The organism is Rudaea sp. (genome assembly GCF_057139185.1).
This window is the reverse complement of record NZ_DBNHDN010000010.1, coordinates 43,994-61,446: the sequence shown is the minus strand read 5'-3', so window position 1 is coordinate 61,446 and position 17,453 is coordinate 43,994. Positions and strand designations below refer to the sequence as shown.

The window sequence follows — 17,453 nt, the reverse complement described above, 5'->3', positions numbered from 1 at the left end:
CCACCACTCCTGATCAAGCGATCGGCTTGCGCGGCCCCGCGCAAGGTCGATCACCACGCCAAATTCGCGCCGCCGGTGCGGCTCGCCGTGTCGCGCGGCCGATCGGTTGCGGGAGGCACGTGGGGCGCGGCAAGCACTCCACCTAGTTCTGCACCGCTGCGTCTGCCAACTGCAGCGGCAGCCAGAGTTCCAGAACGTGCCGTGTGCTCTTGAACGAAGCAGGAAGTTCCCGAACCTGCAGCGATGCGCCGCGGTAGTTCCTATGGATCGCATCACCGAGCGTCGCCGCAATCGCGTCGGCACATTTCATGTCCTGCTCGGAGCGATGCACGATCAGGGTCGGCGCTTTCCAAGCGATTGGAACACGGCTGCCTCGTGCATCTGCCGCGGTCCTCACATTTTCCGTGCGCGGCACGACCACCGAATTGGATAGCTTCAGCGCGGCGCGGATTTCGTCGGCCACGCCGCGCGTGCGCTCATCGTAAATCTGGACATACAAGGCCACTGGCCCTGCGCTGTCCCGGCATGCGGACAGATTCGCGGCAGCCGCACGCGTTGCCGGCGACGCGTCAGCCGCAACCCCTGCGGGCTCCGCCGCAGTCGCAATCGGGTTCGATGGCGCAGCGGACGGCATGGCCCGCAAGTTCGGAGGCGGCGCGGTTGCACGAGATGCCGAAGCTGACCCGGACGCAGGCGGGATCGTGGCGATCGGACCCTGAGCGACGGTCGGCGCCGCGGCGGCAGGGACGGTCGGAGCGGCCGGCGAGACTTCCACAGCCGAGGCCGCATCGTTCGGCGGCGGCAGCGCAGGGCGGGCGGCTGCCGGGGCCGCAGAGCGGACAACGTCGGCGCGTGCTTCGACCGGCGGCGCCGCGAGGGGAGGCAAATCCAGCTTTGCCCCGCCGGCGCCGATGCCCAGCACCTGGCTTCGCGCAAACGCGAGCAATACATTCTCGTTCCAGTCGTACGACTTGCCCGACATGCCCCAATACGTATCCTTGTTTTCGCTTTCCGCAGGCCGATCGCAGATGGCGCCGCAGAGGTTCTCTGCCACCTGTCCGGTTGCGTTGCACTCCGATGTCTGCATGCCGCAGGTGGTTCTCTGCAATTCGCGGATATCGGAAAAAATCGCGCTCAACCTGACCTGGTTGGCCTGATTGCTGACCGTTTCGTAGAGCTCGCCCAGGGCTTGTCCGTCCGAAGGCGACAGATCGTCCGCTTTCGCGTCGGCCGGAGCAAAGCCCACACACTCGCGGATCGCGCTTGCCGTTTTCACGTTGCACAACGCACCGCGAAGTTTGCTGAACTTGTCCTTTGCCGCGTCGATGTTTCGGCCGATCTCCGCGACCTTCGCCAAGCGTTCCTTGTTGATGCCGTCGTACATGGTCCAGCCGACTCCAGCCAGGCTTGCCACGACGCTGAAGCTGAGCGTCGTGCCGATCGCGGTGGCCGCAGCGGTGCGCCGCCAGGATGACGTGGCGCTCGCCGCTGCCTCAACGATCCTGTCGCGTCGCCGCGGCAGGGCGGATTCATGCGAGGACGGCGACTTGGCATGTCCCCAATGCGGCAACCGCTTGAGCCACGCGTCCGTCAATGCCCGCCCCAGGTCCTGGCCCAGGCGGCGGTAGCTCTCCCACTGCGATTCGTCGAAGAACTGATCGCCCGTGGATTGCTGCGGGAAAGCCGGATTGCGGCTCGCATAGGCAAGCACGTCGTTGTCCAGGGCATCGTGCAAATTCGGTTTGACGATGAGCAAGATGCCGTAGCTGCGCCTCGCCAGGTCGCTGTGGTGGTAGCAAATGCGTGCGAGCAGAACACCGCGCCGGGTGTGGTTGTCGACGATCTGCTCCGGCGACAACACACACAGCTGGTCGTCGAACGGACCGAAGCGCGCGGCCGCCTCCTGTGCAGTGTAGATCTCGATCTCGGCATCGAAATCTATGCGTGCCTTGCGCACGAGATTTTCCAGGTCTTCGAAAACATATTTCGGGTCCGCGCCGCAGTCGGCCATCAGGATGAACGGCACTTCGCGCTTGATCAGCGCGTACACGCCCGTGTTCTCGAAGTGGCCGCCGTCCGACAAGTACCACCACTTCGCCGGCCGCCCCAGGAACGATGCCAGCGCCTCGCTCAGAACGAGCCCGGATTTGGTATCGCGAAACCTGCCGGACAGCGTGGCACGGGTTTTCTCCGGCGGCTGAGCCGCCGTAGCGGATCCCCGGCCCAGCAGCGCGGCAGTCCAGTAGCCGAGCCTGACCCCGAATGCAAACAGCAGCAGCGCCCAGCCGCGCGTCGTGTTGGAACCCGCGCCCGGCGATACCGCCGCGCCGGAGATGGTGATCCATTGCCCCAGGGTCGCGGCGGCTTCCGCGGGAATCCAGCCGCCCGCCTCGCCGGGACCGATCTCGATCCCGCCCGCGCTCGCGATCGCCGCGATGCCTTTGCGGTCGGCGTTGTAGAGATCGCCGTGATCGTCCACGGTCTGGTTCAGGCAAGCGCCAACGAGATGGATCGGACCACCGCCGACTTCCGGCCGATAGTCCTTGAGCGCGATGTCGTCGCCTTCGACGACGTCGACGACGCTTTGGCTGTTGGCTTCGATCACACCGAGGCAAGGTTCCTGGATATTCGGAAACCGGTTGGCGTTGCCGATCGACAGGTACGCCCGAATCAGGCGCGCCCGGTAGAACCCGTGCAGAGAAGAGCCGTTTAGCGTTTCGTTGTGCTTTCGCGTAAGGAAGATCCATGCGGCGACCGCGCCGAGGATGACGAGCACACACCAGAAAGGCGCGATGCCGTGGAACAGGACATTGCTGTCCGCATCGAACAATACGAGCCATTGCAGCAGCGCCGTCCACGCCAGCAGGAGCAATCCGCCGATCAGCAAGCCGATCGCGTTGATCGCGCGCCGCAGCCAAAGGCCTTTGTCGGCGTCGCCGGAGGAAATCATCTTTTTCAGCGGTTCGGACATGTTGCGCAGACCCGCGACCAGTGCACCGGCTGCCACCACCACGCCAGGCAGAAACGATCGCCACCATGTCGGCGTCTGCATCTTCTCCACCAACGAAAAGCTCAGCCAATCGAGAATGCCGAGAAGCAGGAAATACATGGCCCATTGGTTGATGAAACGTAACGCGCGGGTCAGCCGGTTGCGCAAGCCGTTGACCTCGAAGTCGACCTGTTCCCGCGGCAGGGAACCATTGCGTACTCGCACCAGCCGCGCGCCCACGTACAGCGCCCATATCAGCGCTCCGAGAGTTGCGAGGAAACACAGCTGAGCGATACCCAGGCCCGCGATCCACCCGTGCACGGGTCGGTACGAACGCAGCACACAAAGACCGCTGACCAACAGCGCCGTCAACGCGAGCACAACGTGCACCGCAGGTTCAACGCTGCGACTGGGTACTTCGCGGATGGGATCGCGCAAAGGCCAATAAGCCCAGATGCCCCCCGGTGCGACCAGAACCCACACGGCGATGGCGAACGGCCACCAGGCGCTTGGCCATTGCTCCCAGGCAATGTCGTCGAACAGCACGAACTGACTCTGCAGCGCATGCGGCAAGATGACGATCAACCCGGCCAGCATGGCGAGCAACCCCAACTCGAAATGGGTCGAGATCGTCGAGCGCAGCAACGTGGCGATCACCATGCCCAGATCGCGCGCGCCGGATGGCGTCAGATAGCGACCGTTCTTGCGCAGCCATGCCAACACTTGCGAGTAGCCCGATCCCAGCAGGCCCTCGGCCTTGTCGATACCGACCATGCCGATCAAGCGTCCGATACCCGCACCGATATATCCGCCCCCGGACACGGTGGAAAGGTAGTCGAAGCGTCGCAGTACTCCGTTCTGGGCCAAGCCCTGGATCAGCCCCAAACAGAATGTCGCGCTGCGGACACCTCCGCCGGAGAGCGCGAGTCCAGCGACAGGCAGATCATGTTTGTCGCTGGCGTGCTTGTACGCTTCGGCACGGCGAGCCTGGATCGCAACGGCCTCGGCGGCCAGACGCTGCTTCAACGCGTCGTTGTTCTGTGCAAGTTCGGCGGATCGGGCCTCCAGCCGGGCCTTTTCCTCTGTTGCGATGGCATGACTGCCTTTCGCCGCCGCGCCATGCGCAGCGGATGATTCGGGAGAGGTCGTATCGGACATGCTGGTTCCCTCGACTTCGAGTTCACGCCAAATTCCATCCACAATCGACGCCCTGGCGGCGCAACCTCGCTCTGCTTCACCGGCCGGCGTCGGCCGGGCCTGTCATCGTTTGCGACAGCCGCTGTGTTTCGGGCCGTGTCCCTTCTTCGTAGAGCTGGCGCAGGAAATCGACCAGCACGGGATTGAGCAGGTCCGAATGCGAGTCGAGCACCGGCACCGACGTGTACACGTTCCACACCGGCGAGTTGAGGTTGGTTCCCGATTTCGGCTGCAGCGCAATCGCTACGTCGGCGTCGCCGGTTCTTGCATGAATGCAGAACTGTCTCGGGAAAAACTGAGGCAATGTGTTGGCGTCGGGATTGGCATGCAACGCGTTGGCGAAACCATCCAGGCGTCGCAACTCTCCATCGAAACGGGTCAAGAAGTCAGGCGCGTTGCGCAAGGCTTCGCATTTCGGATCCGGCAGAAGCGGGTTCGATCTTGAATTGCGATTCAAGACGCTCAGCGTGTTCAGGGTGTAGTCGACATGGTCCTGGTCGTGACCGATCGTTTTGAGTTCGGCATCGCGCTCGCCCTGTGCGCCGTCCGGATATTTGCTCAACAACGTATTGAAGAAGCGTGCCGCCGGAAACGCCATTCCGGTTGCATCGTCATTCGCGCTGGTGATGGAAACGAACACCGGCGCGTGATAGCTCCTCGGGTTCGCCGCCCGCGCCGCCCGCCACAACGGCACGAACGCCGCGGCTTCGACAGCCGGATTGATGGTCACGATGAGATCGCCTTCGCGCGCAAGCACCGGATCGACAACGGGTGATCCGGCATCGCGAATGCGTTCGTTGAGATCGGCGATGTCGCGGATCAGCGAAGGGCTCAGCGCCTTGTAGACGACGAGCCCGCCAAAACTGTGGCCCACAATGGTCAGGCGCATCGCCTTCGAGCAGGCGAGCTCATGATGCGACGAAGTCACTTCGGTCGGATGACGTCGACTGTGCTCGACGACGCCGTTCCAATCGGCATTGCGAATATCCTGGATCGAACGCAAGCGACTGAGCAGTTCGCGCACCTGACCGTCGGCGACACGCGCGGCGGCTTTTTTCCGCGTCCAGAACGTGATGTTCTTGACCGGATCCGCAAGCGTCGTCGCATCGCCGCGCCAACCGACATACAGGCCAATCACCCGGCGCGGACAGGTCGATTTGCGTTCCACGATTGCCAGCCGGGCAAGCATGGCGCGAAACCAGCGCACGTTGCTGTCGCCGCTGCGCGCATCGTGTTTCCAGCCGTGAACGAAAACGACCACGCTGATCGGACTTGGATTCGACGAATCATCCTGCAGACTTCCCAGGCGAACTCGGGAGAGGAAATCTTCCATCTCCGAATCCGCCAACGGGGTCCGTTCCGTGCCGGGAAACAACTCGCCCTGGTCGTCGAATTCGACGAAGTGCAAGCTGTAGCCGCCGTTGCCCGCGGACGCGGGCGCGACTTCCTCCCGCAGCGAGTCGCACTTCGGATCGACGCGGGCGAACGAATCCAGGGCTGGATCGTCCTGCAGGTGCAGCGGCGGGCAGTTCACGGAGCGGTCCCGTTCCGTCCGGTAGGGCACCAGCGGCGTACACGAAACCAACGGCAGAAGCGGAAGCAGCCAGCGGAACAACGCCGCGACGGGAAACGTCCGCCTGTTGCTTGATCCGGAGGTCGCGGCAGGCTTCATGATGCGGCCTCTTCTCTCCAGAAAGATGGATGGCGCATCAGGGAAATTCACGATCACCTCGCGGCGATTACGTCTTCACGCACGATCTGCGTCCCGGTGGCGACGTCGAGCTCGGTCACCCGCCACGACCGAGGCTGACCGCGCAGAACTGCAGGCTCTACCAGTCAGTGCGAGACCGCGAACCACCCGATCACGTCGACGACGACGTCGCTCGTGCCGCTGCTGTTGAAGATCGATACGCGACCGTTGCTGCCGATGGCCGCGACGACGAGGTTCGGAACGGTCGCACCCGCGGTGAAATTGACGTTCGAGGTCGTCGACAATGCGCTGCCGGTCGGCCGCACGCCCAGGTACCCCGCGGTGCTCGGACCGACCGCGGTGACATTGAGCACGACCGCGCTCGCGTTCGCGGGGATGGCATCGCGGCCGGTCACCTGCAGATCGATCTGGGCGCCGGGGCCGAGCTGCCCGGTGCCGGCGAAGCTGCCGTCGCCGGTTTGCCCACCACCGCGCGTGTCGAGCAAACGGAACGGTGTCAGCGGAGTCAGCTCCGAACCGGTCTGGAACCAGCCAGACACGTCGGCGACCAGGTTCGTGTTGCCCGCCGAGTTGTACAAGGCGACCTGTCCGTTGCCACCCACTTTCGCCACGACGAGATTGGCTACCGTGTCGCCGGCGACGAAATTCAGGTTCGATGCGGTCGGTTGCGGCACGTCCGCCGGCCAGACCGTCGCGTATCCCGCCGCCGTGGGGCCGACCGCGGTCACGTTCAGGACGACCGCGGACACGGCGCTGGCAGGCACCTGTGCGCGGCCGAGCACCTGCAGATTGATCCGACCTCCGGGACCGACGGGACCCTGGCCTGCGAACTGGCCGTCGATGGTCGTCGCGCCGGGCCGGGTGTCGAGCAGGCGCGCAGCCGGCACGAAGGCCAGACCGGAACCGGTGGGAAACCATCCCTGCACGTCGGCGATCAGGTCGGTGCTGCCATTCGAATTGAACAGTGAAACGAAACCGTTGTCGCCGAGCCGGCTGATGACAAGGTTGGCGACAGGATGCCCCGGCGCCAGATTGAGGTTGGACGCAAACGGACGCGGCGCACCGGTCGGCCACGCCGTGACGTATCCCGGCGAGCTCGCGTTCGCCGCGGTGACGTTCAACACGACCGCAGCCACGTTCTGCCCGGGCAGACCGCCGCGATTGGCGATCGCGACATCGAGCTGGCCACCGGCGGCGAGGCTGCCGATGCCGTTGAACATGCCATCGCTGGTCGTCTGCGCGGGACGCGTTTCCAGCACGCGCGCTGGCGCCACCGCGATGAAGCTCGATGCCGTGCTGGCCAGATGGAAATTCGCCGGGCAGGCGCCGTTGGCGATCGTCGCGCTGGCGAGATAGTTGCCGGCGACGTGGTTTGCCGTGAGCGTCGGCGAAGTCGCAATGCCGCTCGCATTGCTGACCACCGTTGCCGTCGTCACGTCGCCGGCAAACGTGCCACCCGCCCCCGAGGCCGGCAACTGGAAGGTGACGGTCGTACCAGACAGCGGATTGTTGTTCGCGTCGCTGACGAGCACCTGCAACGGATTGGCGTACGCACCGCCGACAACCGCGGTCTGGTCGTTGCCGCCGGCAACGATCGAATGCGGCAACGACAGGCCGAAGGCGCTCAGATGGCTCGTGTTGTCGAGCACGTAAACCGATGCGCAGGCGACAACCGGGCTCTGGAAATGGATATTGCTGACCTTGCCCGAGCCCCACAATTGCGTGCCCGTGGTCGGGTCGAGCGCGCGCAACTGGCTGCCGGCGAGGTAGAGCACGTTGTTGGCGACGAGCGGCGACGCGCCGGCCGCGCCGTTCTGCCATTTCGCTGCCAGCGAGGGATTGCCGCTGCCGTCGACCGCGAGCTGCATGCCGGCCGCGCCGCTCGAGTTGACGATGAAGGCCCAACTGCTGCGGTCGGCCGGATTGACCCACACCGCAGGCTGGGTCTTGACCTGCCCGCCCTGCGGCACGTTGACGATGGCACCGATCTCGCCGCCGAGGTGACCCGCGCCGCCGGCCCCACTCATGTTGGCGAGATTGATCAGGCGCAGTTTCTGGTCCTTGCCGCCCTGCACGGCGAGATGCTGGAATTTGGATCCGGCGGGCGTCGGCAGGATCGCCGGCGCGGTGCTGCCGAGATCGGCGTCCTGCTGATCGAGCGTGGATTGATTGGTCGGCGTGTAGGCATCGATCGGCGTGCCGCCGCTGGCCGTGCCGTCGGCGCCGAGGGCGAGGATCGAATCGCCCCAATTGTGCAGGGACAGGTTGTAGGAGCCGTTGCCGGTGCCGACGAAGGCGCGGTTGATTGAGCCATCATAGATCACGCCGGGACGAGCCCAACCGCCGGCGAGGCGCTGCGAACAGGCCGGTGCGGCCGGCGACAAGGCGAAGTGCACGGCCTTGTCGCTGCAGACGAAGTTGAATACGTTCTGCGCGCCGCTGCCGAGGTTGACCGTGGTCAAATGGCCCTGGACATCGCCGGCATCGCCGTTGTGCGCGCTCATCGCCGAATACAGATAGCTCGTCGCGCCGACGGTCGCGATTGCGAGCGCACCCGACTGCTTCTCGGTGCCGGGCTTGAGCGTCGCGATCTGCGGCCAGCCGCCGGTGGCGACCTCGGTGCCGCTACCCACGAGCAACTTGTGCAAATTGCCGTCGAGTCCATAGACATAGACGAACTGCCGGTTCGGATCGAGCGCGGGCGAAGACGCGGTGATGCATTCGCTGCTCGAGCAGCTTGCCGCGGGCAGCGTGTTCGGATAGTGCTGGCTCCAGACGGTCGTGCCCGCATGCACGTCCAGGGCGAGGATGTCGCCGGCCTTGGTGATCAAGAAAAGCAGATCCCTGACACCGCTCGCCGTCGTCACGCCGTCGAGGAACACCGGGGTGCCGTCGCCCACCGCCGGCAGCGTCGCCTGATATTGCAAAGCAAGACTGGCGACATTCGCTGCGCCGAGAACGCTCTCGTCGGTGTTGTTGCCGCCGTGCTGCGGATTGCCGTTGAACTGCGGCCAGTCGTACGCGGCAAGTTGCAACGGGGATGTTGCCAGGGCGGCGGCGAGCAGCCACGGACGCGGCGGGACGCGGACGGAGACGCGGTTGCCGGGACGGATCGATCGCATGCGATTCCCCTTGCTGCAACGTTGGGCCTGCGCCGCTCCATCGGCGACATACACTCTCCTGCCGCCCCCGCCGGGCAGGAAAGATTCGATGTTTGCGCGACATCTTAATCGCGATACGGGCAAAAAACTGTGAAGCAGGGGTTGCGTGGAGAAACCCGGCCAAGCCGGCGGCCCACGCCGACGCGGCGCGCAGGATCGGATCGGTTCAATCCACGTTTTCGCGCTGGCCCGGACGATCATTCATCCGGGCGCTCGCGCAACACGCCTCAGCCCACGGTCATCGCCAAGCGATTGCCGCGACCGCGCTGGGCGATGCCGATCAGCACGGGCATCGCAAGCAGCACGAGCGGGTACTGGATGACGAGACCGGCGATGATCGCGATCGCGAGCGGCTGCTGGATACCGGAGCCCTGACCGATCGCGAACGCGAGCGGCAGCAGGGTCAGGATCGCGGCGAGCGTGGTCATCGTGATCGGGCGCAGGCGGTTGCGGCTCGCTTCGAAAAGCGCCTGACGCAGCGGCATCGTGTGCGCTAGTTCGGTGTACTCGCTGACGTAGAAGATCGCCATCTCGGTCGCAATACCGATCACCATCGTCATGCCCATCAGCGCGGTGATGTTGAGCTCGACCCCGGTGATCCACAGCGCGATGAACACGCCCGTCGTCGACAGCAGCGAAGTACCGACGATGATCAACGGCAGCCAGAAATCCTCGTACAGGATCAGCAGCAGCACCAGTTCGGCGATCAGCGCGGCGATGAAGACGACCGCGAGACTCGCGAACGCGATCTGCTGCTGACGGTACAGGCCACCCATCTCGTAGCGCACGCCGGACGCGAGCATGCCCTTCTGCACGAGTACCTTTTCGACATCGGCAACGGCCGCGCCCATGCCGCGACCCTCGATGCGCGCGGTGACTGCGACCATCGGCTGCAGGTTGTCGCGCTTGATCTCGGGCTCGCCCGACACCGGCGTGAGCGTCGCCACGCGCTTGAGCGGGAACAGGTGGCCGTCGGTCGCGCGGATCGGCAGGTCGGCGAGGTCTTCGAGATGCAGGTTCATCGCGCGCGGCATGCGCACGCGCACGTCGATCAATTTGTTCGGCTGCGGCAGCTGGGTCGCGATGGCGCCGTTGATCGCCACGTCCACCGCCTTGCTCACCTCGTCCGGAGTGACGCCTTCGAACGCGGCCTTGACCGGGTCGACCTTCATGTCGATGCCGTCGCCGGCGAGCATCACACCGTCCTTGATCTCGACCACGCCCGGAATCTTCGCGATTGCCGCGGCGACCTTCTTCGCCTGCGGAATCAGCTTGGCCGGATCCTCGGCATAGAGCTGGATCTCGATCGGCTGCGGCACGGCGGTGAGGTCGCCGATGAGGTCTTCCATCAACTGCGCGAGTTCGATGTCGACGCCGGGTACGTTCTTCTGGATGTCCTCGAGCACGGCGGCCATGACTTCTTCCGTACCGCGTTCGTGGTCGCTCTTCAGGCGCACAAAAAAATCGCCGTGATGCGGTTCGCCGAGGTCACCGCCGAGGCCGGTGCCGGTGCGGCGCGAGAATGTGTCGACTTCGGGCTGTTCCTTGAGGATCGCCTCGATCTGCTGCAGCTCGCGTTCGGTTTCGTCTAGCGAAGTACCGGGCTTGGTGTAGAAGTCCATGACGAAACCGCCCTCGTCGACTTTCGGCATGAAACCGCTCTGCACGTTGTTGTAGGCAAGTGCGCCGACCAGCAGCAGCGGCACGATCGCGCCGAGCAGGATCAGCGGCTTGGCAAAGGCGCGCTCGAGCATGCGCCGGTGCGTACGCGAGAGCCAGTCGTCGCGGTCGGCGGCAGGATCGTGCCACTTCTTGAAATCGATGAAGTAGCGCGCGAGTACCGGCACGACGAATGCGGCGAACAGGTAGGAGATCATCAGCGCCGCGGCCATCGTCACTGCGAGTGCCTTGGAGAACGAGCCGGTCACGCCGCTCATGAAGGAGAGCGGCAGGAACACGATCAGCGTGGCCAGGCTCGATCCAGTCAGCGGGCGCAGGAACTCGCGCGTTGCCGGCAACACCGCGGCCTTGCCGTCCTCGATGCCCTTGGCCCCCGCTCTGCGGGCGATGTGCTCGACGATGACGATCATGTCGTCGATGACCAGGCCCACCGCCGCGGCAATGCCGCCCAGGGTCATGATGTTGAAGCTCATGCCGGCCACACTGAGCACGAGCACGGTGATGGTCAGCGTCGCCGGCACCACGAGCACGGCGATCAGCATGACGCGCACATTGCGCAGGAACACAAACAGCACGATGCCGGCGAGGATCAGGCCGATGATGACCGCGTCGCGCACGCTCGCGCCGGATTCGAGCACGAGCGTACTCTGGTCGTACCAGTTGGCGAGCTTCACGCCCGCAGGCAGCTTGTACGTGGCGAGGCGCGCGCGCACGTCTTTCGCAATCTGCACGGCGTTGCCGTCGGGTTGCTCGTAGACGTTGAACAAAACGGCCGGCTTGCCGTCTTCGACCACGCGCAGCCAGAACGGCGCCGCGCCCGGACCGACCTCGGCCACGTCCGACAGATGCACCACGCCCGCCGCATCGCCGCGCACGACGATGTTCTTCAGTTCATCGATCGAGCGCAGGTTGCTGTTGGAAACGACGAGAAAGAGCTTGTCGCGATCCTGCACGCGGCCGACCGCCTGCAATGAATTGCCGGCGGTGACCGCGGCGACGAGCTCGTTCATGCCGATGCCGTACTCGTTGAGCTTGTGCGTGTCGGCCTCGACGTGCACTTCGTCGATCAACCCGCCCTGCACGTCGACGCGCGCAAGGCCGTTGACCGGAGCGAGCAGCGGCACGAGTTCGTACTGGGCGAGGTCGCGCAACTGGTTCGGCGTGAGCTGGTCCGAGGTCAACGCGTAGGAGATGATCGGGAACACGGTCGGGTCCATGCGGCGCACGCCGTAAGTCGTGCCGGTTGGCAGCTTCGGCAATGCCTGCGCGATGGCCGAGTCGACGAGCAGCGTGGTCGCGATCATGTCGCGGCCCCAGCCGAAGTCCACGGAGATCTGCGCCGAACCGCGCGAGGAGGCGGAGCGCACTTCGCGCACGCCAGGCACGGAGCGGATCGCTTCCTCTACCGGGCGCGTCACCGCAAGCACGGTCTGGTCGGCCGGACGGTCGCCCGAGGACAGATCGACGACGACGCGCGGGAACGAAACCTGCGGAAACAACCCGACCGGCAGGATGAAAGCCGCAACGAGGCCCGCCACCGCGAGCGCAAAGGCGATGCAGAGCAGTGAGCGAGCGTGGTGTTCGATCAATCCGACGAAGTTCATGGCTGCTTGCCGTTCCCGTTCTTGGCCGGCGCGGCCTTCTCGTCCTTCGCCGCGGGCTTTTCTTCGCCCGCCGCGCCTTTCTCGTCCGCTTTGCCGTCCTGCGTATCGCCTGCTTCCTTGCGCACCGCGCCGCCGTCTTCCAGCTGGTAGTTGCCGACGGTGACGACTTCGAGCTTCGCATCGAGCGGCCCATCGACCGCCGTGCTCTCCTCGTCGGTACCGACGCGCTTGACTTTCACTCGCTTGGCCTTGTCGCCGGCAACCTGGAACACGTAGGTGCCTTCGTCGTCGTCCAGCACGGCATCGCGCGGCACGATCCAGCCCTTCAGTTCGCCGACTTCGATCTGAGCGCGGAACGCCTGACCTTGGATCAGTTCGTCGTCGACGACGACGTCGGCATCGACAAGGCGGGTCTTCGGATTGAGGCTGCGGTCGATGCGCGACAGCTTGCCTGCGATCACCTCGGCGTCGCCCGACAGCGGCTTGATGCGCACGGCCTGGCCGATCTTGAGGCGCTTCACCTCGGACGGCTCGATGCCGCAGGTGACGACGAGGCCGTTGTGGCGCGTGATCGTCACCAGCGCCGCTCCGGCCGCGATGCGGTCGCCCTGGTTGACCGGAATCGCGGCAACAACGCCGTCGAATGGGGCTACCAGCGTCTGCTGCGGTTTGCCGCCGGTTTCGCGTTCGAGCGCGGTGAGTGCGGCCTGCGCGTCGGCTGCGGCCTTGTCGGCGATGACTTTCTGGTCGCGCGTGGCGAGCTGCTGGCCGAGCAGGCGAGTGATGCGCGTTTGTTCTTCCTTCGCTGCTTTCAATGCCGTCACTGCCTGTTCGTAGGTGCTCGAGGCGGCGGCGGAAAGACGAAACTCCATCAAAGTCTGGCCCTTGTGCACGGCCTCGCCCGGCGTCACCGCGATATGCATGACGCGGCCTTCCGCCTGCACGGAAAGAGTCATGCCGCCGTTGATCGCGGGGGCCGCGGTGCCGTAGGCGGTCAGGGTGTCGGCGATCGTGCCCAGCTTGACCGGCTGCGTCTCGACAAGCACGCTGCCCTTGATCTCTTCTTCTGCCGCGCCCACGGCGGAACGGGTCGCCCACAAACCCGCGGCGACGCTGATCGACAAGCCCGCGACCATCGCGGCGAGAAGTTTGGCTTTCATGGTTGTTCCTGCATCGAAGAGGTGGAGGCGCCCGGCATTTCCGCATGCGGCATGCCGGCGCCGACGAGCGTGGCGAGGGCGACCTGCTGTTCGAGCAGCACGAGTCGCAGCGCAAGGATTTCCTGCTGCTTGGCGTTGCGCGACGCGATCAGATCGACATAACTGCGCTCGTCGATATCGCCCTGCTGGAACGCCGTCTGCACGTGCGAAGCCATCGGCTCCATCAACGCGAGCATGGCGCTCTTGGTTTCGAGTTGCTTCTGCAGCAGGGTCTGATCGGCAAGCATCGCTTCGACTTCGCCCTTGGCGGCGACCAGGCGCGCCGCGAACTCCGCGTGGAGCTGCTCGCGCGTTGCGCGCTCCTGGGCGACGTTACCCTGGTTGCGGTCGAAAATCGGCAGGTCCATCGTGTATTGCGGGCCGAACGTGCGCACGTTGCTCGCATCGCGACCGTAGGTCGGACCGAACGAAAACACCGGGAACTGGGCGAGCACGGCACCCCATACTTTTTCTTCCTGCGCGCGATAGCCGAGCTGCAGCGCGATCAGGTCGGGACGACGATTGGCCAAATCCGGCAATCGGGTGCGCACCGCGTCAACATCAATCACCGGCACGGCCGCTTCATCGGCAAGCGACAGCTTCACTGAAGGAGCGAGGCCCAACAGCAGATTGAGATCGCGCCGCCGCGTCTGCTGTGCGCGCTCGAAATCATCGAGCGTCTTCTGTGCGTCCGAGCCGGCGGCGAGATCGGGCGCAAGCGTGGCCAGGGTCGCGTCGCCCTGCTTGAGCGCCTGCTGGTTGCGCTGCAGGCGCTCCCGCCAAAGAGTGGCGTTGCTGCGCAGCAGGGCGAGCTGCTTGTCGCCCTCAATCAGGTCGATCGCGGCGAGGCGCGCCTTGCCGATCGTCTGCCACTCTTGCCAGAGCACGGCCGCATCGGACGACTGCGCGGTCGCCTTTGCCGCGCGACGCTTCGGGATGAACGTGATGAGCGCCTTGATGTCCATCGTCAGGCTCGCGGCGACCACCCCCATCTCGCCCGGCCCGCTGAGCAGGTTTTGATAGCTGTAGCTGGCCACCGGATTGGGCAGGATGCCCGCGGTGCGCAGTTGTGCCTCGGCGATGCCGTGCTGGGCGCGAACCGCAACGAGGTCCGGATTGTTGTCGAGGGCCAGGCGCGCGATGTCGTCGGGCGTCAGGCGTTCGGGCAACGTGCCCTCGTGACGCAGATCGGCGAGCGCGGTCTTGCCGGTGGCGGCGAGATCCAGCGGTTTCGGCGAGTAGGTCGCGCAGGCACCGAGCGCCAGCATCGCGGCGGCGAGCGTGGTGTGACGGACGAATCGGGAGATCGGCGAATTTTTCATCGCGGCTACCCTACCCGGCCGCGCTATGTGCCGAGGTGTCCGCGACATTACCGTTTTGCAACTTGACGGGCAACGGCACATGCGTCTAGATGCGCGCTCTGGCGTCGCTCCCACCTTCCCGGGAACCACGCGCAACGGAAATCCGGCGAGCCCCCTTGAGAATCCTGCTGATCGAAGACGATGCCGAAACCGCCGACTACGTGACGACGGGTTTGCGCCAGTCCGGCCACAACATCGCCGTAGCGCGCGACGGCCGCGACGGCCTGTTCCAGGCGACCGGCCAGGACTGGGACCTGTTGCTCGTCGACCGCATGTTGCCGGGGCTCGACGGCATGACCCTCGTGCGTACGCTGCGCGCGGGCGGCATCGAAACGCCGGTGCTGTTCCTGACCACGCTCGGCGGCATCGACGACCGCGTCAATGGTCTCAATGCCGGCGCCGACGACTATCTGGTCAAGCCGTTTGCGTTTTCCGAGCTCGCCGCGCGCGTCAGCGCGCTGGGCCGTCGGCCGCGGCGCACGGCCGCGGAGACCGTGCTGCGCGTGGCCGACCTCGAAATGGACCTGCTCGCGCGCAGCGTGCAGCGGGCGGGACAGCCGATCGAACTGCAGCCACGCGAATTCCGCCTGCTCGAATTCCTCATGCGTCACGCTGACGAGGTCGTCACGCGCACGATGCTGCTCGAACAGGTATGGGACCTGAACTTCGACCCGCACACCAACGTCGTCGAAAGCCACATCAGCCGGCTGCGCGGCAAGGTCGACAAGGGCCATGCGGTCGGTCTGATCCAGACACTGCGCGGCGCCGGCTATTCCCTGCGCGAATCGACGCCGTGAACCTGCATCGGCTGTTCCGCACTTCGAGCTTCCGCCTGACCCTGATCTACGCGGCAATCACCGGCGCGAGCTTCCTAGTGCTGTTTCTTTCGGTGTTCTGGTCGACGACGCGCTTCATGCAGCATCAGATCGACATCACCGTCGCAGCCGAAATCAGGGAAGTCCGCGCCGCCGCCGGCGACGGCGGCCTCGAAAGCCTGCGCCGCGCGATCGAAGCCTCGACCAGGCAAGCCAGCAACTTCTTCTACCTGTTGCAGGATCGCGCCGGCAACGCCATCGCCGGCAATATGCCGGCGCTCGACCCCGTTGCCGGCGTCCGCGAATGGGTGAAACCGAACCGGTTGCCCCGATTCCACGAGACCGATATCCGCGGCCGCGGCGAGGCGGCGGTCGACGGCGGCTATCTCTTCGTCGGCGTGAGCGCGCACGAGGTGCATGAACTGCGCGAATCGGTCGCGCAGTCGTTCCTCTGGGGGCTCGGTGCGGCGATGCTGCTCGTGCTCGCCGGCGGCGCGCTGATGAGCGCCTCGGTCCTGCGCCGCATCGAGACGGTGAGCCAGACCAGCCGCGACATCGTCGCCGGCGACCTGCAGCGGCGCATTCCGCTCAACGGCAGCGGCGACGAATTCGACCATCTCGCCGAGAGCCTGAATGCCATGCTCGACCGCATCGGTGTGTTGCTCGAGGGTCTGCGTCAGGTTTCGACCGACATCGCCCACGACCTGCGCACGCCGTTGACGCGCCTGCGCCAGCGACTCGAACTCGCGCAGCAGCGGACGCCGGACGCGCAGGCGCTGCATGCGACGCTGGAAGCGACGCTGGCCGACATCGATGCGATCCTGCAGACCTTCGGCGCACTGCTGCGCATCGCGCAGATCGAAAGCGGCGCGCGCAAGGCCAGTTTCCGCAGCGTCGATCTCTGCGAACTGCTGCACACGGTCGCCGAGATCTACCAGCCTTCAATCGAGGAAAAATCGCAATCGCTGCATACCGACATCGCCGCCGGGCTGGACGTGCACGGCGACCGCGAACTGCTCACCCAGTTGTTCGCCAACCTCGTCGAGAACGCATCGCGCCATTGCGCTGCCGGCGCGCACATCGAGCTGGCGGCGCGACGCACGCCGGCCGGTGTCGAAGTCCTTGTCGCCGACGACGGCCCCGGCATCCCCGTCGACATGCGCGAGAAGGTACTGCAGCGCTTCGTGCGCCTCGATGCCAGCCGCACGACGCCGGGAAACGGCCTCGGCCTTGCGCTCGCCCATGCCGTCGCGGCGCTGCACGACGCCGCGCTCGATCTGGGCGACAACGCACCCGGATTGCGCGTCGGCGTGCGATTTTCCTCGTCCGCCTCCGCCCGCAGCGGCATCGCCGCCGGGGCGGCGGGATGACCCTCGCAGCGCGCGGCCCGCGCCGGCGCTGCGACAAAACGCCTCGGCACCCGCGCGCCGACAAGCGCGCTTCCGCGGCGCCGATCGGCCTCCGGCCGCGCTGTCCGGGGTAAAATACGTGGCGTCGGCACAGCCACCGGGAAGTGAAGCATGTTCGGGAAAATCATCGTCGTCGCCACACTGGTCGCGATCGTCTACAACCTTGGCGCGGGCCTGTATTTCATGATGGTCGACAATGGCGGCAGTGGGCGCACGGTTGCGGCACTGACGCGGCGCATCGGGCTTTCGGTCGCGCTGATCCTGTTCGTGATGCTGTGCATCGCGCTCGGTTGGATACAGCCGCACGGCGTCGGACGCTGAGCGGCA

9 protein-coding genes are annotated in these 17,453 nt (G+C 65.5%); 3 read left to right on the top strand and 6 right to left on the bottom strand.

Features of this window, described 5'->3' with window-relative positions; genetic code table 11:
• Nucleotides 1-142 precede the first annotated feature (142 nt).
• From AC16HO_RS03870 to AC16HO_RS03845, 6 genes are all read right to left on the bottom strand, one after another.
• The gene (locus tag AC16HO_RS03870; protein ID WP_484335297.1) at nt 143-4,147 is read right to left on the bottom strand and encodes a hypothetical protein; all 4,005 of its coding nucleotides are present in this window, start codon (nt 4,145-4,147) and stop codon (nt 143-145) included.
• A 76-nt stretch (nt 4,148-4,223) separates the two neighbouring features.
• Nucleotides 4,224-5,915, bottom strand: coding sequence for a hypothetical protein (locus tag AC16HO_RS03865; protein WP_395643963.1), 1,692 nt, complete (start codon nt 5,913-5,915; stop codon nt 4,224-4,226).
• 107 nt (nt 5,916-6,022) lie between these two features.
• Entirely contained in the window at nt 6,023-9,019 is a 2,997-nt protein-coding gene (locus tag AC16HO_RS03860; RefSeq protein WP_395643964.1) for a hypothetical protein, read from the bottom strand.
• Nucleotides 9,020-9,285: 266 nt separating this feature from the next.
• Nucleotides 9,286-12,342, bottom strand: coding sequence for an efflux RND transporter permease subunit (locus tag AC16HO_RS03855; protein ID WP_395643965.1), 3,057 nt, complete (start codon nt 12,340-12,342; stop codon nt 9,286-9,288).
• Nucleotides 12,339-13,502 carry an efflux RND transporter periplasmic adaptor subunit gene (locus tag AC16HO_RS03850; protein ID WP_395643966.1) on the bottom strand — a complete coding sequence of 388 codons (1,164 nt, stop codon included), beginning with the start codon at nt 13,500-13,502 and terminating at the stop codon, nt 12,339-12,341. Before AC16HO_RS03850 ends, AC16HO_RS03855 begins: the two co-directional genes overlap by 4 nt.
• Entirely contained in the window at nt 13,499-14,863 is a 1,365-nt protein-coding gene (locus AC16HO_RS03845) for a TolC family protein (protein ID WP_395643967.1), read from the bottom strand. Before AC16HO_RS03845 ends, AC16HO_RS03850 begins: the two co-directional genes overlap by 4 nt.
• 155 nt (nt 14,864-15,018) lie before the next feature.
• Here AC16HO_RS03845 and AC16HO_RS03840 point away from each other — a divergent pair, with 155 nt between their 5' ends.
• The 3 genes from AC16HO_RS03840 (at nt 15,019) to AC16HO_RS03830 (ending at nt 17,447) form a co-directional block, all read left to right on the top strand.
• Nucleotides 15,019-15,699 carry a winged helix-turn-helix domain-containing protein gene (locus AC16HO_RS03840; protein ID WP_395643968.1) on the top strand — a complete coding sequence of 227 codons (681 nt, stop codon included), beginning with the start codon at nt 15,019-15,021 and terminating at the stop codon, nt 15,697-15,699.
• Nucleotides 15,696-17,087: a sensor histidine kinase gene (locus AC16HO_RS03835; protein ID WP_395643969.1), complete on the top strand. Its 1,392-nt coding sequence runs from the start codon at nt 15,696-15,698 to the stop codon at nt 17,085-17,087. Before AC16HO_RS03840 ends, AC16HO_RS03835 begins: the two co-directional genes overlap by 4 nt.
• A gap of 150 nt (nt 17,088-17,237) precedes the next feature.
• Nucleotides 17,238-17,447, top strand: coding sequence for a twin transmembrane helix small protein (locus AC16HO_RS03830; RefSeq protein WP_395643970.1), 210 nt, complete (start codon nt 17,238-17,240; stop codon nt 17,445-17,447).
• The last annotated feature ends 6 nt before the right edge of the window (nt 17,448-17,453 follow it).